Source organism: Arenimonas aestuarii (assembly GCF_054781715.1).
Genome location: NZ_BAAGTW010000004.1, coordinates 1,168,863 through 1,191,253, shown reverse-complemented (window position 1 = coordinate 1,191,253; position 22,391 = coordinate 1,168,863). Strand labels below are relative to the sequence as shown.

At 69.4% G+C, this 22,391-nt stretch carries 22 protein-coding genes; 10 read left to right on the top strand and 12 right to left on the bottom strand.

Annotated elements, in window-relative coordinates:
* Window positions 1-11: 11 nt before the first annotated feature.
* Complete coding sequence (locus ACYVJH_RS06625; protein ID WP_460453823.1) at window positions 12-578, top strand: Pycsar system effector family protein; 567 nt, start codon at window positions 12-14, stop codon at window positions 576-578.
* Between the two features lies 1 nt (window position 579).
* A complete protein-coding gene (gene prmC / locus ACYVJH_RS06620) occupies window positions 580-1,413 on the top strand; it encodes a peptide chain release factor N(5)-glutamine methyltransferase (protein ID WP_460453822.1) in 834 nt (277 codons plus the stop codon).
* On the opposite strand, the gene ACYVJH_RS06615 is transcribed toward prmC, so the two are convergent.
* The 4 genes from ACYVJH_RS06615 to ACYVJH_RS06600 all read right to left on the bottom strand — a co-directional run bounded on the left by ACYVJH_RS06615 (window position 1,414) and on the right by ACYVJH_RS06600 (window position 6,547).
* On the bottom strand, window positions 1,414-2,673 hold the full coding sequence (locus ACYVJH_RS06615; protein ID WP_460453821.1) for an OmpA family protein: 1,260 nt from the start codon (window positions 2,671-2,673) through the stop codon (window positions 1,414-1,416).
* A gap of 137 nt (window positions 2,674-2,810) precedes the next feature.
* Complete coding sequence (gene dxs / locus ACYVJH_RS06610; protein ID WP_460453820.1) at window positions 2,811-4,712, bottom strand: 1-deoxy-D-xylulose-5-phosphate synthase; 1,902 nt, start codon at window positions 4,710-4,712, stop codon at window positions 2,811-2,813.
* A gap of 108 nt (window positions 4,713-4,820) precedes the next feature.
* Window positions 4,821-5,813 (bottom strand): hypothetical protein, encoded by a 993-nt coding sequence (locus ACYVJH_RS06605; RefSeq protein WP_460453819.1) that lies wholly within the window; start codon window positions 5,811-5,813, stop codon window positions 4,821-4,823.
* A gap of 86 nt (window positions 5,814-5,899) precedes the next feature.
* Window positions 5,900-6,547, bottom strand: a complete 648-nt coding sequence (locus ACYVJH_RS06600; RefSeq protein WP_188660781.1) for an HNH endonuclease — start codon at window positions 6,545-6,547, stop codon at window positions 5,900-5,902.
* A gap of 101 nt (window positions 6,548-6,648) precedes the next feature.
* Between ACYVJH_RS06600 and pip the strand changes: the two genes are divergently transcribed.
* Entirely contained in the window at window positions 6,649-7,590 is a 942-nt protein-coding gene (gene pip, locus ACYVJH_RS06595; protein WP_460453818.1) for a prolyl aminopeptidase, read from the top strand.
* 10 nt (window positions 7,591-7,600) lie between these two features.
* Here the strand turns inward: pip and ACYVJH_RS06590 are convergent, their stop codons facing one another.
* Genes ACYVJH_RS06590 through ACYVJH_RS06580 form a run of 3 tightly spaced genes read right to left on the bottom strand, consistent with a single transcriptional unit; the run spans window position 7,601 to window position 9,615 of the window.
* Window positions 7,601-8,137: an NUDIX hydrolase gene (locus tag ACYVJH_RS06590; RefSeq protein WP_460453817.1), complete on the bottom strand. Its 537-nt coding sequence runs from the start codon at window positions 8,135-8,137 to the stop codon at window positions 7,601-7,603.
* Between the two features lie 33 nt (window positions 8,138-8,170).
* Window positions 8,171-9,061: a 5'-3' exonuclease gene (locus ACYVJH_RS06585; RefSeq protein WP_460453816.1), complete on the bottom strand. Its 891-nt coding sequence runs from the start codon at window positions 9,059-9,061 to the stop codon at window positions 8,171-8,173.
* Entirely contained in the window at window positions 9,049-9,615 is a 567-nt protein-coding gene (locus tag ACYVJH_RS06580) for a nitroreductase family protein (protein ID WP_460453815.1), read from the bottom strand. Before ACYVJH_RS06580 ends, ACYVJH_RS06585 begins: the two co-directional genes overlap by 13 nt.
* Before the next feature lie 133 nt (window positions 9,616-9,748).
* On the opposite strand from ACYVJH_RS06580, the gene ACYVJH_RS06575 reads away from it, so the two are divergent.
* Both ACYVJH_RS06575 and ACYVJH_RS06570 read left to right on the top strand, forming a co-directional pair.
* Window positions 9,749-12,025, top strand: coding sequence for a DUF1631 family protein (locus ACYVJH_RS06575; RefSeq protein WP_460453814.1), 2,277 nt, complete (start codon window positions 9,749-9,751; stop codon window positions 12,023-12,025).
* Window positions 12,026-12,089: 64 nt separating this feature from the next.
* Window positions 12,090-13,190, top strand: a complete 1,101-nt coding sequence (locus ACYVJH_RS06570) for an NAD(P) transhydrogenase subunit alpha (RefSeq protein WP_460453813.1) — start codon at window positions 12,090-12,092, stop codon at window positions 13,188-13,190.
* Here the strand turns inward: ACYVJH_RS06570 and ACYVJH_RS06565 are convergent, their stop codons facing one another.
* The 3 genes from ACYVJH_RS06565 to ACYVJH_RS06555 are packed head-to-tail and all read right to left on the bottom strand — an operon-like array spanning window position 13,191 to window position 14,607.
* Window positions 13,191-13,721 carry a DUF3106 domain-containing protein gene (locus ACYVJH_RS06565; protein ID WP_460453812.1) on the bottom strand — a complete coding sequence of 177 codons (531 nt, stop codon included), beginning with the start codon at window positions 13,719-13,721 and terminating at the stop codon, window positions 13,191-13,193.
* Entirely contained in the window at window positions 13,718-14,062 is a 345-nt protein-coding gene (locus tag ACYVJH_RS06560; RefSeq protein ID WP_460453811.1) for a hypothetical protein, read from the bottom strand. Before ACYVJH_RS06560 ends, ACYVJH_RS06565 begins: the two co-directional genes overlap by 4 nt.
* Window positions 14,059-14,607, bottom strand: coding sequence for an RNA polymerase sigma factor (locus ACYVJH_RS06555; RefSeq protein ID WP_460453810.1), 549 nt, complete (start codon window positions 14,605-14,607; stop codon window positions 14,059-14,061). The genes ACYVJH_RS06560 and ACYVJH_RS06555 overlap by 4 nt, the downstream gene beginning before the upstream one ends.
* A 140-nt stretch (window positions 14,608-14,747) precedes the next feature.
* Here ACYVJH_RS06555 and ACYVJH_RS06550 point away from each other — a divergent pair, with 140 nt between their 5' ends.
* The gene (locus ACYVJH_RS06550) at window positions 14,748-15,041 is read left to right on the top strand and encodes an NAD(P) transhydrogenase subunit alpha part 2 (protein ID WP_188660804.1); all 294 of its coding nucleotides are present in this window, start codon (window positions 14,748-14,750) and stop codon (window positions 15,039-15,041) included.
* A complete protein-coding gene (locus tag ACYVJH_RS06545; RefSeq protein ID WP_460453809.1) occupies window positions 15,038-16,426 on the top strand; it encodes an NAD(P)(+) transhydrogenase (Re/Si-specific) subunit beta in 1,389 nt (462 codons plus the stop codon). Before ACYVJH_RS06550 ends, ACYVJH_RS06545 begins: the two co-directional genes overlap by 4 nt.
* A gap of 562 nt (window positions 16,427-16,988) precedes the next feature.
* Here ACYVJH_RS06545 and ACYVJH_RS06540 read toward each other — a convergent pair.
* A complete protein-coding gene (locus ACYVJH_RS06540; RefSeq protein ID WP_460453808.1) occupies window positions 16,989-17,795 on the bottom strand; it encodes an inositol monophosphatase family protein in 807 nt (268 codons plus the stop codon).
* Window positions 17,796-17,872: 77 nt separating this feature from the next.
* On the opposite strand from ACYVJH_RS06540, the gene ACYVJH_RS06535 reads away from it, so the two are divergent.
* From ACYVJH_RS06535 to ACYVJH_RS06525, 3 genes are read left to right on the top strand one after another with little or no spacing between them, the layout of a single operon-like run.
* A complete protein-coding gene (locus tag ACYVJH_RS06535; protein ID WP_460453807.1) occupies window positions 17,873-18,637 on the top strand; it encodes an RNA methyltransferase in 765 nt (254 codons plus the stop codon).
* A gap of 60 nt (window positions 18,638-18,697) precedes the next feature.
* Complete coding sequence (locus ACYVJH_RS06530; RefSeq protein ID WP_460453806.1) at window positions 18,698-19,630, top strand: phosphate/phosphite/phosphonate ABC transporter substrate-binding protein; 933 nt, start codon at window positions 18,698-18,700, stop codon at window positions 19,628-19,630.
* On the top strand, window positions 19,627-21,759 hold the full coding sequence (locus tag ACYVJH_RS06525; protein ID WP_460453805.1) for a putative bifunctional diguanylate cyclase/phosphodiesterase: 2,133 nt from the start codon (window positions 19,627-19,629) through the stop codon (window positions 21,757-21,759). The genes ACYVJH_RS06530 and ACYVJH_RS06525 overlap by 4 nt, the downstream gene beginning before the upstream one ends.
* A gap of 3 nt (window positions 21,760-21,762) precedes the next feature.
* Here the strand turns inward: ACYVJH_RS06525 and ACYVJH_RS06520 are convergent, their stop codons facing one another.
* Complete coding sequence (locus ACYVJH_RS06520; protein WP_460453804.1) at window positions 21,763-22,371, bottom strand: exopolysaccharide biosynthesis protein; 609 nt, start codon at window positions 22,369-22,371, stop codon at window positions 21,763-21,765.
* Window positions 22,372-22,391 lie beyond the last annotated feature (20 nt).

The following is a 22,391-nucleotide window of genomic DNA, read 5'->3' as shown; positions in this document are numbered from 1 at the left end:
AGGAACGTGCCATGCCCCCTGTACAATCCGGTGCCGCCGGCGAGATCGATCGCCTCTACGCGGCCATCCCCGAACGCAACACCGGCGACTGCCTGTTGCGCACGATGCAGCAGCACCACGTGCAGCTCTCGACCATGGCCGACACCAAGGCCAACATCATCATCACGATGTCCTCGATCGTGCTGACCCTGGTGCTGGGCCGCCTGGGCGACCCGCTGCTGCGCAGTGCCTCGATCACCCTGGCGGCCTTCACCATGCTGGCGCTGCTGCTGGCGGTGCTGGCGGTGCTGCCCAAGTACCGGCCGCTGAAACTGCAGGGCGACACCATCCCGCCGCAGTTCAACCTGATGTTCTTCGGCCACTTCGCCGAATTGCCGCGCGAGCGTTTCCTGACGGAGATCGCCGGTGCGCTCAAGTCCGACGGGTCGGTATACGAAACCATGGCACGCGATACCTATGCCCTGGGTTATTACCTGGCGCACCACAAGTACCGGTACCTGCGGTTGTCCTACCTGTTCTTCCTGGGCGGATTCATCCTGGCGTGTCTGGTCCAGGGCTGGCAGCTGGTGGCCGCCTGAAGTGACGACGCTCGCCAACGCCATCCGCGAAGCCGCCTCACGCCTGCCCGGGGACGAGGCCCGTCTCGAGGCCGAGCTGCTGCTGGCCCACGCGCTCGAACGCCCGCGCAGCTGGTTCTACGCCCACTCGGGCGACGTGCTCGATGGCAGCCAGGCGCGCGCCTTCGACGCCCTGCTGCGAAGGCGCGAAGGCGGCGAACCGGTGGCGCAGATCACCGGCCACCGCGGCTTCTGGTCGCTGGAGCTGGCGGTCACCCCCGACACGCTGATCCCGCGGCCCGAAACCGAACTGCTGGTGGAGCTGGCGCTCGAGCGCCTGCCACCCGCGGAAATGGGGCAGGTGCTCGACCTGGGCACCGGCACCGGCGCGATCGCGCTGGCGATCGCCAGCGAACGACCGCTGGTCGACGTCAGCGCGGTGGACGTCAGCGAGGCGGCCCTGGGCGTGGCGCGCGCCAACGCCGTCGATGCCGGCTTGCCCTTGCGGCTGCTGCAGGGCGACTGGTTCGAGCCGGTGGCCGGCGACGTCTATCGCATGATCGTTTCCAACCCGCCCTACATCGCCGAAAACGACCCGCACCTGGGCCAGGGCGACCTGCGCTTCGAGCCACGCTCGGCGCTGGCCTCGGGTGCCGACGGCCTGGACGCGATCCGGCTGATCGTCTCCGGCGCGCCCACGCACCTGCTGCCGGGTGGCTGGCTGCTCGTCGAACACGGCCACGACCAGGGCGCCGCGGTGCGCTCGCTGTTCCAGTCGCAGGGCTTTGCCCAGGTCGCCACCGCCCGGGACCTCGAACGACGCGAGCGGGTGACGCACGGGCAGTGGCTGGGCTGATCAGTCCGCCAGCCGGACCTCGACCCGGCGGTTGAGCGCGCGTCCTGCCTCGGTGGCATTGTCGGCAACGGGCCGGGCTTCGCCATGGCCTTCCGCCGACAGTCGCGAGGCATCCACGCCCTGGCCGGCCAGCCAGCCGACCACGGCCCGGGCTCGTCGCTCCGACAGGCCCTGGTTGTAGGCGGGTTCGCCTTCGCCGTCGGTGTGGCCGGCGATCACCAGGCGCAGGCCGGCGTCGGCTTCCAGCACGCCGAGTACCTGGCGCAGCGTGGCCTCGGATTCCGGTCGCAGGTCTGCCTTGGCGGTGTCGAAGTAGATGCCGTAGAGGTCCACCTTGCGTTCCCGGCCCAGGCGTTCAGCCAGCGAACCACTGTCCTGGCGTATCGGCGCCAGCTCGAGCACCAGGTCCAGGCTGGCACCCGACTCCAGGTCGGCGACCTCACTGTCAGCGGTGAAACCAGCCTTGCTGCCGGTCGTCACCACCAGCCCGGCCGGTACCTGTTCGAGCACGAAGCGCCCCTGGGCATCGGTCAGCGCCTGCCGCACATTGGACGCCGAGACCAGCGCGTCGGCCAGCGGTTTGCCGTTGCTGCTGTCCACGGCCAGACCGCGAACGGTGCCCGAATGCCGGTAAGCCTTGGGATTGACCAGCAGCCGGGCAAAATCGAAGGTGAAGCCGTCGCCGGCGTTGTTGTCCGGATCGTCGATGCGTACTTCCAGGCGACCGTCGCGCACCAGATCCAGGAATTCGGGCAGCAGCTGCAGGGTCAGCAGTTTGCCGTTGGGTCCGGTCTGGTCGAGCGCGTTGATGGCCACGGCCAGGTCGCCGGCCTCCTCGCCGTCGAGCCAGGCACGATAGCGGCTCCCGAAACGCGAAGACTGGAAGTCGTCCACGAACAGCTGCAGTGCAACTGCCTTTACTTCGACATCGCCCAGATCGAACTCGAAGACCAGGGGCTGGGGCAGATTGTCCGGGCGTTGCGATTCGTAGACGTAGCCGTCGCCGCTGGCCCCGGTATTGCCGCTGACCACCATGATGCGGTCGGTTCCTGGCGGGTCGTCCGCTTCGGGCTGGAAAGGGAAGGGATGCACCGGCGTGTTCTGGCCGGTGAACGGGTCGAAGCCTGGCGGCCAGCCGAAGCCCAGGTTGTCGATGTCGCCGACGCGCACCAGCAGTTCGGCTTCGGGGCCGTTGGCCAGGACCTGGCCTGGCGCGTCATCGTCGCCGGTCGCCGGCCATGCCGGGGGCGTCAGGGTCATTCCCGTGAAAAGCAAAAACAGGGCGAATATCCCGCGCATGGACGTGTGCTCCAGGGGCCATGCCCGGAACAACGCAGGCCAGGGGACGCGCAGGACGCGGGTCCAGCCCCGTGGGGCGCGCAGGGCCCGCCAGGGCCTCAGCCGCCGACGGCGCTTCGGCGTGACTTGGCCAGGTCGGGCCAGCGGGCCAGCAGGGCGCGGCGGATGCCTTCCACGTCCAGGCCGGCATCGGCCAGCAGCTGTTCACGGCTGGCGTGTTCCTGCCAGTCGTCGGGCAGGCCAAGGTGCAGCAGGGGCAGGCTGATGCCTTCTGCGGCCAGCAGTTCGGCGACGCCGCTGCCGGCGCCACCGGCGACGACGTTGTCCTCGAGGGTGACGAAACCCTCGTGGCCGTCGGCCAGGTCCAGCAGCAGCGTGCGATCGAGCGGTTTGACGAAGCGCATGTTGACCACCGTCAGCCCGAACTCGGCGGCGACCGCCTCGGCCGCCGGTACCGTGGCGCCGAAGGCCAGCAGGGCCAGGCCGGCGCCGCGCTGGCGCAGCTCGGCCTTGCCTATCGGCAGCGTTGCCAGGTCCGGCTGCACGGCCACGCCCGGGCCGGTGCCGCGCGGGTAGCGCACGGCGGCAGGGCCCGCGTGGTGGAAGCCGGTGCTGAGCATCTGCCGGCATTCGTTTTCGTCGGCCGGTGCCATCACCACCATGTCGGGCACGCAGCGCAGGAAACTCAGGTCGAAGCTGCCGGCATGGGTGGCGCCGTCCGGACCGACCACGCCGCCGCGATCGATCGCGAACAGCACGTCGAGCTTTTGCAGCGCGACATCGTGGATCAGCTGGTCGTAACCACGCTGAAGGAAGGTCGAATAGATCGCCACCACCGGCTTCACGCCTTCGCAGGCCATGCCCGCGGCCAGCGTCACGGCATGCTGTTCGGCGATGGCGACGTCGAAATAGCGTTCCGGGTATTCCTTGCTGAAACGCACCAGCCCCGAGCCTTCGCGCATCGCCGGGGTAATGCCCATCAGCAGCGGATCGGCGGCGGCCATGTCGCACAGCCAGTCGGAAAAGACCTGCGTGTAGGTCGGCTTGGCCGGGCCGGGCTTCTTGACCACGCCCACGTCCGGGTTGAAGGGGCCGACGGCGTGGTATTCGATCTGGTCGCCTTCGGCGCGTTCGTAACCCTTGCCCTTGGTGGTGATCACGTGCAGCAACTGCGGTCCCTTCAGGCCGCGCAGCGTGCGCAGGGTGGCCACCAGGGCCGGCACGTCGTGGCCGTCGATGGGGCCGGTGTAGTGGAAACCCATTTCCTCGAACAGCGTGGACGGCACGAACATGCCCTTCCAGTGCTCTTCCCAGCGGCGCATGAAACGCGCGGCGGGCTTCTTCTTGTCGCCCAGCAGCTTCTTGCCACCCTCGCGCAGCGCATTGAGCGTGCGGCTGCCGGAGGCGCGGCCGAGCATCTTGGTCAGCCCGCCGACGTTTTCGGAAATCGACATCCGGTTGTCGTTGAGGATGACCAGCAGGTCGGGTTCGGGGTCCATGCCGCCGGCGTGGTTCAGGGCCTCGTAGGCCATGCCTGCCGTCATCGCGCCGTCGCCGATGACGGCCACGACCTTGCGGTCCTCGCCGCGCGCGCGCGCGGCCACGGCCATGCCCAGCGCCGCGGAAATGGACGTCGAGCTGTGGCCGACGCCGAAGGTGTCGTATTCACTTTCCTCGCGCTTGGGGAAGGGCGCGACGCCGTCCTTCTGCTTGACGGTGTGGATGCTGTCGCGCCGTCCGGTGAGGATCTTGTGCGGGTAACACTGGTGGCCGACGTCCCAGACCAGGCGGTCGGACGGGGTATCGAAAAGGAAATGCAGGGCCACCGTCAGCTCGATCACGCCCAGGCCGGCGCCGAAATGACCGCCCGACTGGCTGACCTGTTCGATCAGGTAGGCGCGCAGTTCATCGGCGATCGCCGGCAGTTCGGCTTCCGGGAACTGGCGCAGGTCGGCGGGAACGGCAATGCGCGAAAGGCGCGGGTAGCGCTGGGGATCCATCGGATATCTGGCGTGGGGACAGGGCTGAATTGTCCGGTACCCCGCCGATGGGGGCAAGGCGAATGCGGGCCGCGGTTCAGGCGGCCCGCAGGATCGGCGCTGGCTTGGTTAGCGGCGGAAGCGCCCCAGCAGGCCGCCACCCTTGGCCGGCTCGGGCTCGCTGGGCGCCATGATGTCGGGTTCGGCGACGCCAACGGCAAGGCTGGCGTTCACGTAATCGGTGACCTCGGCCAGGCTGGCACCACTGAGCTCGGCGATCTCGGTCAGCAGCGCCGGGCCCTTCATCATCACGGTGGCGATGCGGAAGTGGCGCGGGAACTCGCGTTCGGTCTGCGGCCACTTGAGCAGCTTGTAGCGATCGTTCGGGTTGTAACCCGGCGCCAGGCTCCCGCCATGGCCACCCAGGCCCAGGATCCAGGCCAGGCGACTGAAGGGATGGCTGCCACCGATCTCGGTGGCCAGTGCCGGCAACCGGGCCGGGTCCACGGGCTCGAAGTCGGACTCGCGCACGACGGCGGTGGCGTAGGGCAGCAGCGGCTTGAGCACGGCGCCTCCCAGGTAAACACCCTTGGCCGGGTCGAGCACGATGGCGGGTGCATCGGCCAGCTGCAGGCGCACCGGGCCCTTGAGCGCGCCCGGACGCAGGTAGTCGGCCAGGTGCGGGTCCGCCGGCGGGGCTGGTTCGGGCTCCGGTGCGGGTTCGGGTTCGGGGGCAGGCATCGGCGCGGGTTCGGGTTCCGGCGCGCTGGCGGCAGGTTCCGGCACCGGGGCCGGCGCCGGCGCTTCCGCGACCGGCGCGGGCTGCGATTCGAGCTCGGCCAGCAGGGTGGCGATGCCCTCGGCGGTGACCGGCCGGGACAGCTTGAAGTCGGTGTCCACGCGGCCGCCGGCGGTCAGGGCGACCACGACCTTGCCGCCGCTCATTGCCTTCATCAGGCTCATCTGGCCGTACATGGAATCCATGTCGACCACCACGGCCTCGGCCTCGTTTTCGTTGGCCAGTGTCCAGCGATGGGCGGCGTTGGCCTGCTTGAACGCGGCTTCCACGGATGTCTGTTCGTCGCGGGAAAGACCCGCGAAACAGATGCTTCGAGTCGTCATGTGCTGATGTTCCCCCTGGTCACGCCGGCAAGGAACGGCGCGAAGGCCGGAAGTGTCGGTGCTGGCGGGGACCGCGTCAAATCGGCTCAGGCCGGTCGGGCGGGCCGGCGCGGCAGATGGCTCTTCAGGAAGGCCATCTGGTCGGCAAGGATGTGGCGGTTCGAGAGGATCAGGTGCTCAACCCAACTGGGCCGGTAGGGCACCGCCAGCAGCGGCATGCCGGCCTGCTGCGGCGTGCGCCCGCCCTTGCGCGAATTGCAGTGGAAGCAGGCACAGACCACGTTCTCCCAGACGTCGCGGCCGCCGCGGGACACCGGCACGACGTGGTCGCGGGTCAGCGAATGGCGGCCGTATTCCTTGCCGCAGTACATGCACAGGTTGCGGTCGCGGGCGAACAGGGCGGTGTTGCTGAGCGAGGGCGAGGGGTCCAGGGCCTTGGCCTGGGCGTGGCTGCGGCCGGCCACGATCGGGTGCAGCTCGACGAAACTCTGCAGGCCGCTGGCCCGGTTGGTGCCGCCCCGCACGACCAGGCAGGGGTCGCCCAGGGTCCACGCAACGGCGCCGCGCACGTAAAGGCAGACAGCGTCCTGCCAATGCATCCAGTCGAGGATCCGGCCGTGTGCATCAAGGGAAAGCACGCGGGGCAGGGCGGTTTCGAGAAAAGACGGGGCCCCGGCCGGGTGGGGGCTGCTCCCGGAACCCACCAGACTCAAGCGGGTCGGCGGTATGCCCATCAGGACTTGAGCATACGCCCCTCGTGTTGCAGTTCAAGCGCTGGGGTGCCGCGACGGGCGCGGGCTAGAATCCCGGCTCCCCTCCCAGCGGCGAGAACGGCATGCGTGGCCTGTACCCCGACCTCGAACCCTACGACAGCGGCTTCCTGCAGGTGGACGGCCGTCACCGGCTCTTCTACGAGCAGTGCGGCAACCCCGACGGCAAGCCCGTGGTGCTGCTTCACGGCGGGCCGGGCGCGGGCTGCGGGGCCAAGATGCGCCGGTTCCACGACCCCGGGGCCTACCGGATCATCCTGTTCGACCAGCGTGGCGCGGGCCGCTCGACGCCGCACGCCGACCTGGTGGACAACACCACCTGGGACCTGGTGGCCGATATCGAGAAGCTGCGGCGGCACCTGGACGTGGAGCGCTGGCAGGTCTTCGGCGGCAGCTGGGGTTCGACCCTGGCGCTGGCTTACGCCCAGGCGCATCCGGGCCAGGTGAGCGAGCTGGTGCTGCGCGGCATCTTCATGCTGCGGCGCTGGGAGCTGGAATGGTTCTACCAGCAGGGCGCCTCGCGCCTGTTCCCGGAGGCCTGGCAGCGTTACCTGGCGTCGATCCCGGAGGTCGAACGCCACGACCTGATGAGCGCCTACCACCGCCGGCTGACCTCGGACGACGAGGCGACGCGGCTGGCGGCGGCGCGCAGCTGGTCGGTCTGGGAGGCGAGTACGAGTTTCCTGCAGGCGGACGAGGCCTTCGTGCACAGCCACGAGGACGCACACTTCGCCCTGAGCTTCGCGCGCATCGAGTGCCATTATTTCGTCAACGGCGGCTTCTTCGAGGTGGACGACCAGCTGCTTCGCGATGCCCACCGGCTGAAGGACATCCCGGGCGTGATCGCACACGGCCGCTACGACGTGGTCTGCCCCGTGCAGAACGCCTGGGACCTGAAGCAGGCCTGGCCAGGCGCCAAACTCGAAGTCGCCCCGACCTCGGGCCATTCGGCCTTCGAACCCGAACTGGTCGACATCCTGGTGCGCGCCACCGACGAATTCAGATGATGCCCGGCCGTCAGGCGGCCGAGCCGTCCGGCTCGTGGTCGAGCAGCCACAGGCCGGCCCAGAGCTTGGGATCCATGGAATAGCCGGCGGCCATCTTGCCGGCCAGCCAGCGCGGGGCTTCGTCGACCGGGACTTCGTGCACGGTGATGTCTTCGGTGGCGTCGCCGCCTCCGGCATTGACCCGGGTCAGGCCGCGGGCGCGGACGAAGGCGATCAGTTCGTTGCTCATGCCGGAACTGGTCGGGCCGACCATCAGCACCTTCACCTCGTCGGCGCGCCAGCCAGTTTCTTCCAGCAGCTCGCGTTTGGCGGCTTCTTCCATGGTGTCGGCTTCGTCCAGGTCGCCGACCAGGCCCGCGGGCATCTCGATCGTGGGCGCGCCAAGCGGGATGCGGAACTGTTCGACGAACAGCAGCTTCCGCTCCGGCGTCACCGCGATCACGATCACCGCGCTGCCTGCATTCGTGCGCTCGGCATATTCCCAGTGCCCGCTCTTCACCAGCCGCAGGTACTTCCCTTCGCACATCACCACCGGTTGTTCGCTCATGCCGCGGATCGTATCGCGGCGCGTCCGCCGGCGTCAGGTCGCCAGCAGCCGCCGGCGGGTGAGCGGGCCGAAACGCAGCTGCTCGCAGATCGCTTCCAATGCCGCCGCGTCCGGATCCCGGCGTTCGCACAGGCCCAGGTCGTCCGGCAGCGGCGCGTCGACGGCGATGGTTGCCAGGCGGCGTGAAAGCAGGGCGACCTCGCGGTGTTCGCGCAGGCGCACCGCATGCTGGGCGCTGCCGCGCATGCGCAGGAAGGGCACTTCGTCGATGCGTTCGTAGAGGGCGTCCAGGCTGCCGAAGTGCGCCAGCAGGATGGCGGCCGTCTTCGGGCCGATGCCCGGTACGCCCGGGATGTTGTCGATGGCATCCCCGGTGAGGCCAAGGTAGTCGGCCACCTGGTGGGCATGCACGCCGTAGCGTGCCTTCACGCCATCGGCGCCCCAGCGCTGGTCGCGGGCGAAGTCCCACTGCTGGTCGTCGCCGGCCAGCAGCTGGGACAGGTCCTTGTCCGCGGAGATGATCAGGCCGGCATGGCCGGCAGCGCGCACCCGCGCCAGGCTGGCGCCGATCAGGTCGTCCGCCTCGTAGCGACCGTCCGCCAGCACCGCCAGGCCAAGGGCCCGGCACAGCGCCTGGCAGTGGCCGAACTGTCGCTTGAGTTCTTCGGGCGCCGGATCGCGGTTGGCCTTGTAGGCCGGGTAGAGCGCATTGCGGAAGTTCGATTCCAGGGACTCGTCGAACGCCACGGCGATGCGTTCGGGCTTCTGCCGTTCCAGCAGGTCCAGCACGAACCGGGCGAAGCCCTGCACCGCGTTGACCGGCCAGCCCTCGGCGTCGTGGAACTCGTCGGGCATCGAATGCCAGGCCCTGAACACGTACAGGCTGGCGTCGACCAGGAAGACGGGCTGGCTCATGGCGCCCATTCGGACAGCAGGGCGTCGGGATCCGGGCGCTGGCGTTCGGGGGCCTTTTCGGCGGGGGTGCCGATGTGGACGAACCCCAATACCTGCTCGCCGTCGTCCAGGCCGAGCTGGCGCTGGATGGCCGGGTCGTAGGCGGCCCAGCCGGTCAGCCACTGGGCCCCGAAACCCAGGGCCTGGGCCGCCTGGAGCAGGGCGAAGCAGACCGCGCCGCCGGACAGCAGCTGCTCCTGCACCGGCACCTTGTGCCCGGGCGACGGGCAGGCGACCACCACCAGCACCAGCGGGGCGTGGGAGAAGCGCTTGCGGTCCTTGTCCACCGCGGCCGGCGAGGCCGCGGGATCCTTTTCCAGGGCCCGGGTGGCCAGGCGCTCGCCCAGGGCGTGGCGGGCGTCGCCGCGAATGGCCAGGAAGCGCCAGGGCGCCAGCTTTCCGTGGTCGGGCACGCGCACGGCCTCGGCCAGCATGGCCCGCAGCTGGGCCGGGTCTGGACCGGGCTCGCCGAGCAGGCGGGAGGGCACCGAACGGCGCTCGCGCAGGAATCTGAGATCGTTCATCCGGGCGAGATTACCATTCGTCTGCCGCCGCTCCCGGCAGCCGTTTTTGGGAAGGAGTTCACAGTTATCTGTGGCACGATTGACCAGACTTCCTCCACAGCGCGTAGTCTCCCCCCCCGGCGTGCAGAGGCCCATGAACGAATATCCCAATCCCGGCAACGTCCCGACCACCCCGCCTGCTTCCGCCCGGGACGTGGTAACGGCCATGCGTCGCCGCAGCACCGAGCACCTGCAGGCCGTGCTGGCCCGGGTGTTTGCCCGTGCCGACGATTGGCTGTTCGACCTGGCCAAGAAGGACGGGGTGCCCGACGGCTCGCCCTACCTGTACGCCATGCGCGCCCTGCGCGCGTCGCGCGCGCCGCTCGAGCGCGGGTTCCGCGACTACCTCGACAAGGGCTTCTCGAAGTTCGAGGTCCGTACCTCGCCGCGCCGTCCGGGCGAGGGCGAGTCCGATCTGCCGGAACTGAGCCTGCTGCCCGAGGCCGAACTCGAACAGCAGCTGGCCACCAACCTCACGGCCGAAGCCATCACCCGCATCCACGGCAACCAGCTCGACGAACTGTCCGGGCGGCTGGCGCGCATGGCCGGCGTCGCCAATCTCGAAGCCGACGGCAACCCGCTCAGCGCCTACGCGCTCGCCGGCGCCATCGGTGCCGCGCACGAGGGCATCGATCTGCCCGACGACGTGCGCATGGTGCTGTTCAAGTACTACGAGCGCGAGCTCATCCACGACCTGCGCGACCTGCTGACCGACATCAACGCACGCCTGGAAGCGGCCGGTTTCCGCTCCGACAAGGTCGCGCCCAAGCCGGCCCAGCGGCCCAAGCCCGCCGCTGACTTCGTGCCGCCGGCCACGGCCGACGGTTTTGCCCCGGCGGCATCGGACTACATGCCCTCCGGGGCTGCCGGTCCGGCCCAGGAAAGTGCCGGCGCCGAAGACCGCGCGGTTTTCGACGCGCTCCAGCAGCTGCTGCACGCCTGGCGTCCGGCGCATCAGGACGGCACCCAGCAGGGCGGCCGCCAGACTGGTGGCGGCGGCCAGCGCCCGCTGAAGGCCAACGAAATGATGTCGCTGCTCTCGCTCATGCAGGCGAGCGTGCCGCAGGCCGTGCACGATGCGCTCGACCGCCCCGAGGTCTCCCTTGCGGCCTTGCTCAAGAACGAAGTGCTGCGTGGCGCCAGCCGCATCGGCCTGCCGCCGGAAGACGTCAGCATCAGCCAGGCCGACGAGGACGCCGTCGACCTGGTCGGCATGCTGTTCGACGTGATGTTCGACGAGCGCGATTTCGAGCAGACCGCGCGCACCATGATTTCCCGCCTGGTCGTGCCCTTCGTGAAGGCTGCCGTCCTGGATCGTCGCCTGTTCCTCTACAAGACCCACCCGGCGCGTCGCCTGCTCAACTCCCTGGCCGAAGCCGTCGAAGGCAACCGGGGCGAAGGCCCGCAGGAGCGCGAGCTGCTGCAGAAGGCGGAAAACACCGTCGACCGGCTGATCGCCGAGTTCAACGAAGACCTGGCGATATTCGAAACCCTGGAGCAGGAGCTGCGCCAGTTCCTTGAACAGCATCGTCGCCGGGTCGAACTGGCCGAACGCCGCGCCGCCGAGGCCCAGCGTGGCCAGGAGCGCCTGGAGCAGGCCCGCGACCTGGCCAAGGTCGAGCTTGAGCACCGCACCCGTGGCCTTGAGCCGACGCCGGCGATGCGCGACTTCCTCGAGCGCAACTGGACCCACCACCTTTCCATGATCGCGCTGCGCGAGGGCCCCGACAGCGGGTCCTGGCAGACGGCGCTGACCGTGGCCGACCGGCTGCTGGCCCTGCTGCCCAAGCCGGGCGATCCGGCCGAGGCCATCGAGCCGGCCGTCCTGGCCATGCGTGAACCGATCGAAACCGTGCTCGCCAGCTCCGGCATCATTGGCGAGGCGGCCCAGGACGTGATGAACGGCCTGTGCGAAAGCCTCCAGCGCCGGGCCCGCGGCCAGGCCCCCGCCCAGGCCGAGGTCCTGGCCGAGGGGCATGCCGACGACAACGTGGTGCAGATGCCCGACCGCCGGTCGGCCGTGGTGGCCGCGCTTACCGACCTCAAGCCCAAGCTCGAGGTCGTGGGCGGCAAGGCGGACATCGAAGTCAGCGACAGCGATGTCGAGCAGATGCGCCAGATCAAGATCGGCACCTGGATCCACATCGCCGGCGACGACGGCAAGCACCATCCGGTCAAGCTGTCCTGGATCAGCCCGATCTCCTCGCGCCTGATGTTCGTCAACCGCCGCGGCGTGCGCGTGCTGGTCGCCTCTATCGAGGAACTGGCGGCGATGAAGCAGGCGGGCAACCTGCTGGTGCGCGAACAGGAACAGGTCTTCGACCAGGTCCTGCACCGCGTGATGGGCAAGCTGCGCGAAGACCTGGCCTGATCCCCGCCGCGCGCGCCGTGGTTTCCGGTAGCATCAGGGCCGGACAAACCGGGGAGTGGCGCGCATGGCGGCCTGTATCGTCTTCATCCGTGAAACCGCGCCGGGCGAACGGCGCGTCGCACTGACGCCGGAAACCACGCGCAAGCTCAGCGGCCTCGGTGTACGGGTGCTGATTGAACGCGGCGCCGGTGAACCGGCCTTTTTCCCCGATGCCGCCTATGCGGGCGCGGAATTTTCCGACGATGCCGACGCGGCCCTGGCCCAGGCCGACGTGCTGGTCTGCGTGCAGCCCCCGGCCAACCAGCGCCTGGCCCGGCTCAAGCCCGGCGCAGTGGTCATCGGCCTGCTGGCGCCGCATGCCGACCCGGCCCGGGTGCAGGCCTTCGTTGACGGCAGGCTGACGGCTTTCCCCCTGGAAAAACTGCCGCGCACCACCCGTGCCCAGGCCATGGACGTGCTGTCTTCGCAGGCCGGCATGGCCGGCTACAAGGCCGTGCTGCTGGCCGCGCAGCTGGCGCCGCGTTATTTCCCGATGCTCACCACCGCGGCCGGCACCATCCGGCCGTCGAAGGTGCTGGTGGTCGGCGCCGGCGTCGCCGGCCTGCAGGCCATCGCCACCGCCCGCCGACTGGGCGCGCAGGTGGAAGGTTTCGACGTGCGCCCGGAGACCCGCGAACAGATCGAATCGCTTGGCGGCAAGTTCCTGGACCTGGGCGTCAGCGCCGCAGGCGAGGGCGGCTACGCGCGCGAGCTCACCGCCGAGGAGCGTGCCGAACAGCAGCGACGCCTGGGCGAACACCTCAAGACCGTGGACGTGGTGGTGACCACCGCCGCGGTACCCGGCCGGCCGGCGCCGAAGATCATCAGCGCCGCCATGGTGGCGGGCATGAAACCCGGCAGCGTGGTCGTCGACCTGGCGGCCGAAACCGGCGGCAACTGTGAACTCACCCGTCCCGGCGAGACCTTCGAGCAGGGCGGCGTCACCTTCGCCGGCCCGCTCAACCTGGCCAGCCAGGGTGCGATGCACGCCAGCGAAATGTACGCGCGCAACGTCTACAACTTCCTGGCGCTGTCGCTCAAGGACGGTGCCCTCGTGATGGACTGGGACGACGAACTGTTGGCCAGGACCTGCCTGGCCCACGACGGCGCACGCCGCGACGGCTGATCAGTCGTCGTTGCTGCCCGGCGGCGGCGAGATGCCGGGGCCGCCAGTTTCCAGCCAGGCCCGGCGTTGTTCCGGATCCAGCGCGCGCCACTGCCTTGCCAGCGCGTCACGCTGCTCCGCCGGCAGGCTGCGCATCACCCGCATCGATTCGCGCATCTTTTCCCGCTGCTCCGGCGACATGTCCCGGTAATTGCGCATGCCCTTGCGGATGCGTTCACGCTGTTCGGGCGGCATGGCCTCCCAGCGGGCCCGCCGCTCCGCCCGCTCGAGCGCGTGCACCCGCCGCGAGGCGGGCAGGGTGTCCCAGTCGGCTTCGTGGCGCCCAAGGTACTTGCGCTGTTCCGGGCTCAGCTCCTCCCAGGTCGGAACCTTCACCCCGGCGGGCACGGCGACCGGCCAGTGGGTGCCGGGCTCATGCCCGTGGTGCCGGTCGCGGTCACCGCGCTCGTGGGCCAGGGCCGGCAGTGACAGTGCCAGCAACAAGGCACCCAGGATGAAAAGGCGGGGCAGCCGCTGGAAGCGGGATTTCATCGTGGTTCTCCCGGCGAGGCCACCGGCGCCTCGGCAAGCCAGGCATAAAGTTCGGCGTCCTCGGCCATCACGAGGGATTCGATTTCTTCGGAGGCCAGGGGCATCGTGCCGGGGGCGTCCGGGACGGTGCGCGACGGAATCCACCAGGCAAGGCCTACGGCCAGGATGCTGGCCGCAGCGGCGCCGGCGGGCCACAGCCGTCGGCCGCCCGCGGCGGGGGCCGGCCGGAGCGCGGCTTCGCGGGCCCGGCGCAGCCGAAAGGCCATGCCATGGTCCAGGCGGTCGCTGGCGCGGTCGAACAGGTCGCGGGCCCGCTCGTGGGTGGGATCGGGGCGGCTCATCGCCATTGCTCCAGGTGGATGCGCAGGGCGGACATCGCCCGCGACAGGTGGGTTTTCACCGAGCCTTCGGAACAGCCCATGGCCGCCGCGGTTTGTGCGACGTCCAGGCCCTGCAGCTCACGCAGCAAGTAGGCTTCGCGCTGGCGCCTCGGGAGTCGCCGCACGGCCTTTCCCAACGCGGCCCAGGCGGCGCCATCGGCGTGGCGCCGGGCCGGATCCTCGTTCGGGTCGGGCAGCATTTCCAGGGGGTCATCGCGACTTTCCCCGTCCTGGCCGAGCACGGCCATCACCCTGCGGCGCACGGTGTTGCGGCGGTGCCGGTCGGTGACCTGGCGGCGCAGGATCGCCCAGAACAGCGGCGTCCATTCGGCTGGCGGCCGGTCGCGATAGCCCACCAACCTGATCATGGCCTCCTGCACCGCGTCCAGGGCGTCTTCACGGTGGCCCAGCGCCAGCTCCGCCATGCGGAAGCCGCGGCGCTCGACCGACGCCAGGAAGGCCTCGAGGCTGGCGGGTTCGGCGGCGGGGGCGGCGTCGAAGGGCATCACGGGCGGGCGGTCTGGCCGGTCATGTGGCCTTATAACGCATCGCCGGCCGCCGGGTTGACCTCGCGGCGCCTGGCGCTGGCCCGCATTCAAGCAGCGGTTATGATGCCCGGGCGAGCGCCATCGCACGGGGAGGGGACATGGACGGTTTCGTTGCGCTGTACATCTTCATGCTGGCCGCCTTCACGGGCTACGAAATCATCGGCCGCGTGCCGGTGATCCTGCACACCCCGCTGATGTCGGGCTCGAACTTCGTGCACGGCATCGTGCTCGTGGGCGCGATGGTGGTGCTGGGCCACGCCGATACGACGGCCGAGAAGGTCATCGGCTTCCTGGCGGTGCTGATGGGCGCGGGCAACGCGGCCGGTGGCTACGTGGTGACCGAACGCATGCTGGAGATGTTCAAGTCCAGCAAGAAGGGAGGCGGCGCATGAGCTGGCTGCCGCTGCTGGTGAAGGCCAGCTATTTCGTCGCCGCGCTGCTTTTCATCCTGGGCATCAAGCGCATGGCTTCGCCGGTGACGGCACGCAGCGGCATCCGCTGGGCCGGCGCAGGCATGGTGCTGGCCACCGTGGCGACGTTCGCGACGCCCGGCATGCACAACATCCCGCTGATCCTGGCCGCGGTGGTGCTGGGTACCGTGGTGGCCTGGTGGTCGGGCAAGCGCGTGGCGATGACCGACATGCCGCAGATGGTGGCCCTGTACAACGGACTGGGCGGCGGCTCGGCAGCGGCGATCGGCGCGGTCGAACTGCTGCGTTATTCGGACCTGGGCGTGGCGCCCTCGCAGACGGTGCTGGTGCTGGCGGTGGTCGGTGCGCTCATCGGTTCGGTGTCGCTCACGGGCTCGGTGATCGCCTGGGCCAAGCTTGACGGCCGGCTGGACCGGCGTTTCACCTTCCCGGGCCAGCAGGTGTTCAACGCGCTGGTATTCCTGGTGGCGGTGGGGCTGGGCGTGTTCACGGTGCTTGGGCTGCAACAGCCGGTGATCATCGGCTTCTTCGTGGCGGCGCTGGCGGTGGGCATCCTGATGACGCTGCCGATCGGCGGCGCGGACATGCCGGTGGTCATATCGCTCTACAACGCGCTGACTGGCCTGGCGGTGGCATTCGAGGGCTACGTGCTGCAGAACGAGGCGCTGATCATCGCCGGCATGGTGGTGGGCGCCGCGGGCACGATGCTGACGCAGCTGATGGCCAAGGCAATGAACCGTTCTATCGCCAGCGTGCTGTTCGGCAGCTTCGGGGCGACGGGCGAGGCGAAGGAGATCGCGGGCGCGCAGAAGCCGATCGAGGCGGGCGACGTGGCGGCGATGATGGCCTACGCCGAGCGGGTGGTGATCGTGCCGGGTTACGGCATGGCGGTGGCGCAGGCGCAGCACAAGGTGTGGGAACTCACCCAGGCGCTGCTCAAGCGCGGGGTGAAGGTGAAGTTCGCGATCCATCCGGTGGCCGGGCGCATGCCGGGGCACATGAACGTACTGCTGGCCGAGGCGGGCGTGCCCTACGACCTGATCACGGACATGGACGACATCAACCCGGAGTTCCCGACGACGGACGTTTCCCTGGTGATCGGCGCGAACGACGTGGTGAACCCGGTGGCGAAGACGGACCCGGCGTCGCCGATCTACGGGATGCCGATCCTGGACGTGTCGCTGTCGAAGAACACGATCGTGATCAAGCGCGGCAAGGGCACGGGTTTCGCCGGCATCGAGAACGCACTCTTCTACGCCGACAACACCCGCATGCTCTACGGCGACGGCGCCGCCGCGGTGGCCGAGCTGATCGCCGAACTCAAGGCCGTCGACGGCGGCCACTAATCCCGGCGCCCCTGTAGGAGCGCCTTCAGGCGCGAATTTTTTGCCCTTGGCCTTTGGCCAAGCAACGCCCCGATGGTTTCGCGGGTGGAGGCAGCGTGCATTCGCCCCGGCCGACACGCCGTGAACCCATCCATGGGGGCTTCTCGTCGACATCCATGTCTCCGAGAGTCGGCCGGGGCGAACGCACGCTACCTCCTGGAATGAGCATCGGGGTCGCCAGAAGATCAAGAGCGCAACGCGCGCTCGCTTGTCTGCAACGAATGCGCTGACGCTTCGATTTGCCGAAAGACTGCTTTCCCATCGGCGACGAATAAGCTTCGAGGAGGTGTCGCGTCTTCGCTCCGGCCGACCATCGGAGACATGGATGTCGACGATGAGCCTACATGGACGTACTTGCGGCGTGTCGGTCGGGGCGAAGGCGCGGCGCGTCCACCCGCGAAAGGAGCGGGGGCGACGCTTTGCTTGGCCGGAGGCCAAGGCCACAAGTTCGGGACTGAAGTCCCTCCCACAATGGCAGGGCAGAAGACTCCTGCCTGAAGGCGCTCCTGCGGGAGCGCGGGGGTCAGACGGCGAAAGCGGCCGCGTAGTTGGTGGAGTAGACGGTCTTCTGCAGGACCTCGGAGATCTTGAGGTTGCCGGCGATGATCTGGCCCGAGTCGAGCAGGCGGTCGCCGCGGCCGTGGAAGTCGCAGACGCGGCCGCCGGCTTCGCGCACCAGCAGGATGCCGGCCGCGATGTCCCAGGGCTTCACGCCCGCCTCGAAGTAGGCATCGGCGCGGCCGCAGGCCACGTAGGCCAGGTCCAGCGCCGCCGAACCCGTGCGGCGGATGTCCTCGGCTTCCGAGAGCATCGTGCGGATCGAGTCCAGGTGCGGTGCCAGTCGCGCGCGCTCACGCGGCGGGAAGCCGGTGACCAGCATCGCGCCCTTGAGGTCCTTGCGTTCGGCCACGCGGATCTTCTTGTCGTTGAGCAGCGCACCGCCGCCCTTCGAGGCCGTGAAGAGCTCGTTGCGCATCGGGTCGAAGATCACGCCATGTATCGGCTCGCCGTTTTCCACCTGCGCGATCGACACGCAGAAATGCGGCCAGCCACGCAGGTAGTTCGAGGTACCGTCCAGCGGATCGATGACGAACGTCGAGCGGCCCTTGCCCATCGCGCCCGACTCCTCGCCCAGGATGGCGGTGTCGGGGAAGGCCCGGCGCAGCTCGCGTATGATCACCGCCTCGGCCTCGGAGTCGACCTCGCTGGCGTAGTCCTGCTTCGATTTCTCGAAGACATTGAGGGCGTCGAGCTTGCCCATGTGGCGCAAGATCAGGTTACCGGCCGATCGGGCGGCCTTGACCATGACGTTGACGACAGGTTTCTGCATATTCCCGTCCGAAGAACCGCTGGATTGTGTGAAGAACAAGGAGCCGGTCCATGCCGGCGCCGCGCAAGGATAACAGGTTGGCCAACGAAAATATCCGCATCGTGCTCGTCGGCACGCAGCATCCGGGCAACATCGGCTCCGCCGCCCGGGCCATCAAGACCATGGGCCTCTCGGCCCTGCACCTGGTCGCGCCCGAGCGTTTCCCCGACCCCGAAGCCAACATGCTGGCCGCCGGCGCCGACGACCTGCTGGCCACCGCCCCGGTCCACGACGACCTGGTCGAGGCCCTGGCCGGCTGCCGTTTCGTGGTCGGCACCAGCGCCCGCCGCCGCACCATCCCGCTGCCCGAGCTGAGCCCGCGCGAAGCGGCCCGGCAGTTGGTCCAGGCCGCCGCCGGGGGCCCCGTGGCCCTGCTGTTCGGCCGCGAGCGCACGGGCCTGGAGAACGAAGAGCTTCAGCGCTGCCACGCCTCGGTCTGCATCCCGACCGACCCGGACTTCGCCTCGCTGAACCTGGCCGCGGCCGTGCAGGTGCTGTCCTACGAGCTGCGCCTGGCGACCCTGGAGGCCGCCGGGGGCGGGCTGCCGGTGGGGCGGCCGATGCCGCCGCCCGACACCGAGCCCGTGGCCACGGCGGACGAGCTCGAGCGGCTGTTCGGCCACCTCGAGGAGGCCCTGGACGACATCGACTTCCACAAGGGCCGCCCGCCCGAAATGGTGATGGGCCGGCTCCGCCGCCTGTACCTGCGGGCCGGCCTGGACACCCGGGAGGTGAAGATCCTGCGCGGCATCCTGTCCGAAGCCCAGCGCATGGCCCGGCTGGCCCGGGGCAGGCAAGCCTAGCGTCGCCGGGGCCGGGCGAATACAGTAGCCGGGCCCGGATCAGAGTCTGAAGAGAACCCAGTGACGCCCCTTCCCAACAGTGCCGTTCCCGCTGGTGTGGTGCGCCTGGCCTTCCTGCTGTTGCTGGCCGTGTCCAGCCTGGCCACCGCCAATGACGGGGTGCTGGTGCTGGGCCGGATAAGCGACGACCCGCGCCGGCACTACGAGCAGCTCAAGCCGCTGATCGACTATGTCGTGCCGCGCATGAAGGACGTCGGCATCACCGAGGGCCGCGTGCTGATGGCGCGCGACCCCCAGCAGATGATGAGCTACCTGCGTCGTGGCAAGGTCGACTGGGTCACCGAAACCCCCGGAACCGGACTGCTGCTGGCCGACCGTGCCGGTGCCCGGCCGCTGCTGCTTACCGAGCGCAGTGGCTCGCGCGAATACCGCAGCGTCATCTTCACCCACCGCGACAGCGGCATCACCGACCTCTCGCAGCTGCGCGGCCACACCATCGCCTTCCAGTCGCCGTCGTCCACCAGTGCCTACCTCGTGCCCGCCATGGCCCTGCTCGACCAGGACCTGCCCATGGCCCTGATGGTCTCGCCGCTGGACCAGGGCGACGCCGATTCGGTCGGCTACGTGTTCGCCAATACCGACGCCAACCTTGGCGCCTGGGTGCACAAGCGCCTGGTCGATGCCGGGGGATTCAGCGACCAGGACTGGTCGTCGCTGCAGCGGGTGTCCGAAGCCTTTCGTCGTGACCTGGTCATCATCCACACCACCGGCCCCGTGCCGCGGGCGATGGAGCTGGTCAGCGAGGACATGGACCCCCGGGTCGCCGCGCGCCTGAAGGAAGTCCTGCTGGGCGCCAGCGAAGACCCGCAGGCGCGTGACGCCCTGCGCCAGTTCTTCCGCACCACCGGTTTCTACGAGGCCGATGCGGAAACGCGGCGGTCGCTCGACGAACTCCGGCGCGGTGCCCGCGCCGTGCGCGAGGCCCTGGAATGAGGCTGCCCTTCCGGCTTGGGCTTCGCGGTGAGCTGACCTGGCTGCTGGCAGCGGTGATGCTGGTGGTGGCCGGCCTGTTCGGCGCCCTGTGGCTGCAGACCCAGCGCAGCAATGACGACGCCCGCGCGCTCAGCGCCGGTGCCGTGCGCGAACTGGCCCGCGAGGGCCTGCTGATGCGCGGCCATACCCTGTCGAGCCAGCTGGCCGATGCTGCCACCAACCCGATGTATTACCTGGACCTGGCCAGGCTGGGCGAGCTGGCGCGCGCCACGCTGCGCCAGCCCGACGTGGTCTACGTGATCATCCACGACGCCGAAGGCCAGGTGTTGCACGACGGCTCCGGCGACATCCCCGCCTTCGGCCAGCCGATGTCCGACCCGATGGCCTTCGAGGCCCTGCAGGCCGAGGGCCCGCACGGCCAGTGGAACGACAAGCTGCTTGATGTCGCCAGTCCGATCCGCATCGGCGGCGAACGCATCGGCGGCGTGCGTGTCGGGCTTTCGCGCGACAACGCCCTTCGCCGCGAGGTCGAGGTGCTGGGTCCGCTGGAAAGGAGCCTGGAGCAGGCCAATCGGGAAAACCTGGCATGGATCCTGGCCCTGCTGGCCGCGCAGTTCGGCATCGCCCTGCTGGCGATGTGGCTGCTGCAGAGGCGCGTCGTGCAGCCGATCAGCCAGCTGGCCGACGCGGCCGGGCGCATGGAGAAGGGTCGCTACGGCGACATCGAGCTGCGCTCGGAGCGCCAGGACGAGCTGGGCGACCTCGTGCGCGGGTTCGCGCGCATGGCCGAAGCCGTGGCGAGGCACGACCGCGACATCCGCCGCATGGCCTATACCGACTCCCTGACCGGCCTTTCCAACCGGCTGGCCTTCCGTGAGGCCCTCGACGACCGACTGATGACCCTGCAGGCCAGCAGCGGCGAACTGGCCTTGCTGTTCGTCGATCTCGATGACTTCAAGCGTGTCAACGACACCCTGGGCCATGAAGCCGGCGACGAAGTGCTCGGCCAGCTGTCGGTGCGCATCCGCATGACGGTTGAGCGCCTGGGCGGGCAGGGCGCCGAGATCGCCCGTTTCGGCGGCGACGAATTCATCGTGCTGTTCCTGGCCGAGGACATCCGCGCCAGCTCCGGGCGCCTGGCCGAGGAACTCATCGAGGAAGTGCAGCGGCCGCTGGTGTTGCAGGGCCGCCAGGTTTTCCTGGGGGCATCGGTGGGCATCACCCTGTTCCCGTTCGATGCGTCCAGCGCCGTGCAGCTGCTCAAGAACGCCGACATCGCGATGTACCAGGCCAAGGTCGCCGGCAAGGGCTGTTACCGCTTCTATTCCAAGGCCATGGACCAGGCGGTGGAGCGCCGGGTGCAGTTGGAAGAGGAACTGCGCGGCGCCTGGGAGCGCGGCGAACTGAGCCTGCACTACCAGCCGATCTACCGCCTGGCCGATGGCCGCCCGATGGGTGCCGAAGCGCTGTGCCGCTGGGAACACCCGCGCCTGGGCGTGGTGCCGCCGTCGGTGTTCATCGAAGTGGCCGAGCAGAGCGGGCTCATCGAAGCCCTGGGGCGGCACGTCCTGGTGCAGGCCTGCAAGGACGCCGCCACCTGGCAGCAGGCCGGCATGGAAACGCCCTTCGTGTCGGTGAACATCTCGCCGCGGCAGCTGCGCACCGGCGACCTGCCGGACGTGGTGGCCAGCGCGCTGGAGTCCACCGGCGTGCTGCCGCAGCAGCTGCACCTGGAGCTGACCGAGACGGCCGTGCTCGGCGACGAGGCCCAGGCCAGCGCCCTGCTCTCGAGGCTGCGTGCCACCGGTGTCAAGGTCTGGCTGGATGACTTCGGCACCGGCTTCTCCGGGCTCAGCCACTTGCGACGGGTGCCCGTCGACGGGGTGAAGATCGACCGCAGCTTCGTCGCCGACGTGCTGCGCGACCCGGACGACCTGGCCCTGACCTCGGCCATCATCGCCATGGCCCACTCGCTGGGCATCACCGTGGTGGCCGAGGGCATCGAGTCCGAAGGCCAGTACGCGGTGCTGCGCGAACGCGGCTGCGACCAGGGCCAGGGTTTCTGGCTGGGCCGGCCGATGCCGGCCAACGAGATGCGCAGGACCTTCCGCGAAGCGTCTGGCGGGTAGGGCTCAGGCGAACAGGTCGGCCAGCCACTGGGCCATCTGGCTCGAGAACAGCGCCACCGTCACTATCTCGGCCACGCCCAGCACCCAGGCCACGACCAGCAGGCGGCCGTCGCGCTCGATCAGGGCGATGGCATAGGCCATCAGCAGCAGGCCGAAGGGGTAGTTGGTGAAGGGGATCGGCAGGGCCAGCAGGGCACCCAGCACCACCAGCAGCAGGCCCGTGAACAGCCGGGCCGCGGGATGGTCGATGGCCCATTCGCTTCGTGGACGGCTGACCTTCTCCAGGCGCCGGAGCATGCCGGAGCTGCGGTCGCGGAAACGCGCCAGCCGTTCGGGGGGCAGGGGGCGCCGGGACAGGAAACCCGGGACCCAGGGATGGGCCATCAGCGCCATCAGCTGCAGCCCGGCCAGGGAAACCAGCGGACCGCTCACGGCGCCGGCGCCGGCAGGCAGTGGGATGAAGGCGGGCAGGATGACGATCAGCAGGTAGATGCCGAAGGCGCGGGCCCGGAATTCGTCCAGCACCCCGCCCAGGGTCATGGGCGACGCCCCGCAGCGGCCTTCAGCGAGGGCATCGAGCAGCGCGCGGGTGCTTATTTCAGCGGGGGTCATGGCAGGGGAGTCTGGGCCGG

Excerpts from the sequence above, each read along its gene's own strand:
- ACYVJH_RS06580 (WP_460453815.1), bottom strand. The coding sequence starts at position 9,615 with ATGAACGATCTCAGATTCCTGCGCGAGCGCCGTTCGGTGCCCTCCCGC.
- ACYVJH_RS06605 (WP_460453819.1), bottom strand. The coding sequence starts at position 5,813 with ATGACGACTCGAAGCATCTGTTTCGCGGGTCTTTCCCGCGACGAACAG.
- ACYVJH_RS06545 (WP_460453809.1), top strand. The coding sequence starts at position 15,038 with ATGAGCTGGCTGCCGCTGCTGGTGAAGGCCAGCTATTTCGTCGCCGCG.
- ACYVJH_RS06615 (WP_460453821.1), bottom strand. The coding sequence starts at position 2,673 with ATGACCCTGACGCCCCCGGCATGGCCGGCGACCGGCGACGATGACGCG.
- ACYVJH_RS06520 (WP_460453804.1), bottom strand. The coding sequence starts at position 22,371 with ATGACCCCCGCTGAAATAAGCACCCGCGCGCTGCTCGATGCCCTCGCT.
- ACYVJH_RS06525 (WP_460453805.1), top strand. The coding sequence starts at position 19,627 with ATGAGGCTGCCCTTCCGGCTTGGGCTTCGCGGTGAGCTGACCTGGCTG.
- dxs (WP_460453820.1), bottom strand. The coding sequence starts at position 4,712 with ATGGATCCCCAGCGCTACCCGCGCCTTTCGCGCATTGCCGTTCCCGCC.
- ACYVJH_RS06565 (WP_460453812.1), bottom strand. The coding sequence starts at position 13,721 with ATGAAATCCCGCTTCCAGCGGCTGCCCCGCCTTTTCATCCTGGGTGCC.
- ACYVJH_RS06600 (WP_188660781.1), bottom strand. The coding sequence starts at position 6,547 with ATGGGCATACCGCCGACCCGCTTGAGTCTGGTGGGTTCCGGGAGCAGC.
- ACYVJH_RS06550 (WP_188660804.1), top strand. The coding sequence starts at position 14,748 with ATGGACGGTTTCGTTGCGCTGTACATCTTCATGCTGGCCGCCTTCACG.
- ACYVJH_RS06555 (WP_460453810.1), bottom strand. The coding sequence starts at position 14,607 with ATGCCCTTCGACGCCGCCCCCGCCGCCGAACCCGCCAGCCTCGAGGCC.
- pip (WP_460453818.1), top strand. The coding sequence starts at position 6,649 with ATGCGTGGCCTGTACCCCGACCTCGAACCCTACGACAGCGGCTTCCTG.
- ACYVJH_RS06540 (WP_460453808.1), bottom strand. The coding sequence starts at position 17,795 with ATGCAGAAACCTGTCGTCAACGTCATGGTCAAGGCCGCCCGATCGGCC.
- ACYVJH_RS06625 (WP_460453823.1), top strand. The coding sequence starts at position 12 with ATGCCCCCTGTACAATCCGGTGCCGCCGGCGAGATCGATCGCCTCTAC.
- ACYVJH_RS06570 (WP_460453813.1), top strand. The coding sequence starts at position 12,090 with ATGGCGGCCTGTATCGTCTTCATCCGTGAAACCGCGCCGGGCGAACGG.
- ACYVJH_RS06560 (WP_460453811.1), bottom strand. The coding sequence starts at position 14,062 with ATGAGCCGCCCCGATCCCACCCACGAGCGGGCCCGCGACCTGTTCGAC.
- ACYVJH_RS06575 (WP_460453814.1), top strand. The coding sequence starts at position 9,749 with ATGAACGAATATCCCAATCCCGGCAACGTCCCGACCACCCCGCCTGCT.
- ACYVJH_RS06585 (WP_460453816.1), bottom strand. The coding sequence starts at position 9,061 with ATGGGCGCCATGAGCCAGCCCGTCTTCCTGGTCGACGCCAGCCTGTAC.
- ACYVJH_RS06590 (WP_460453817.1), bottom strand. The coding sequence starts at position 8,137 with ATGAGCGAACAACCGGTGGTGATGTGCGAAGGGAAGTACCTGCGGCTG.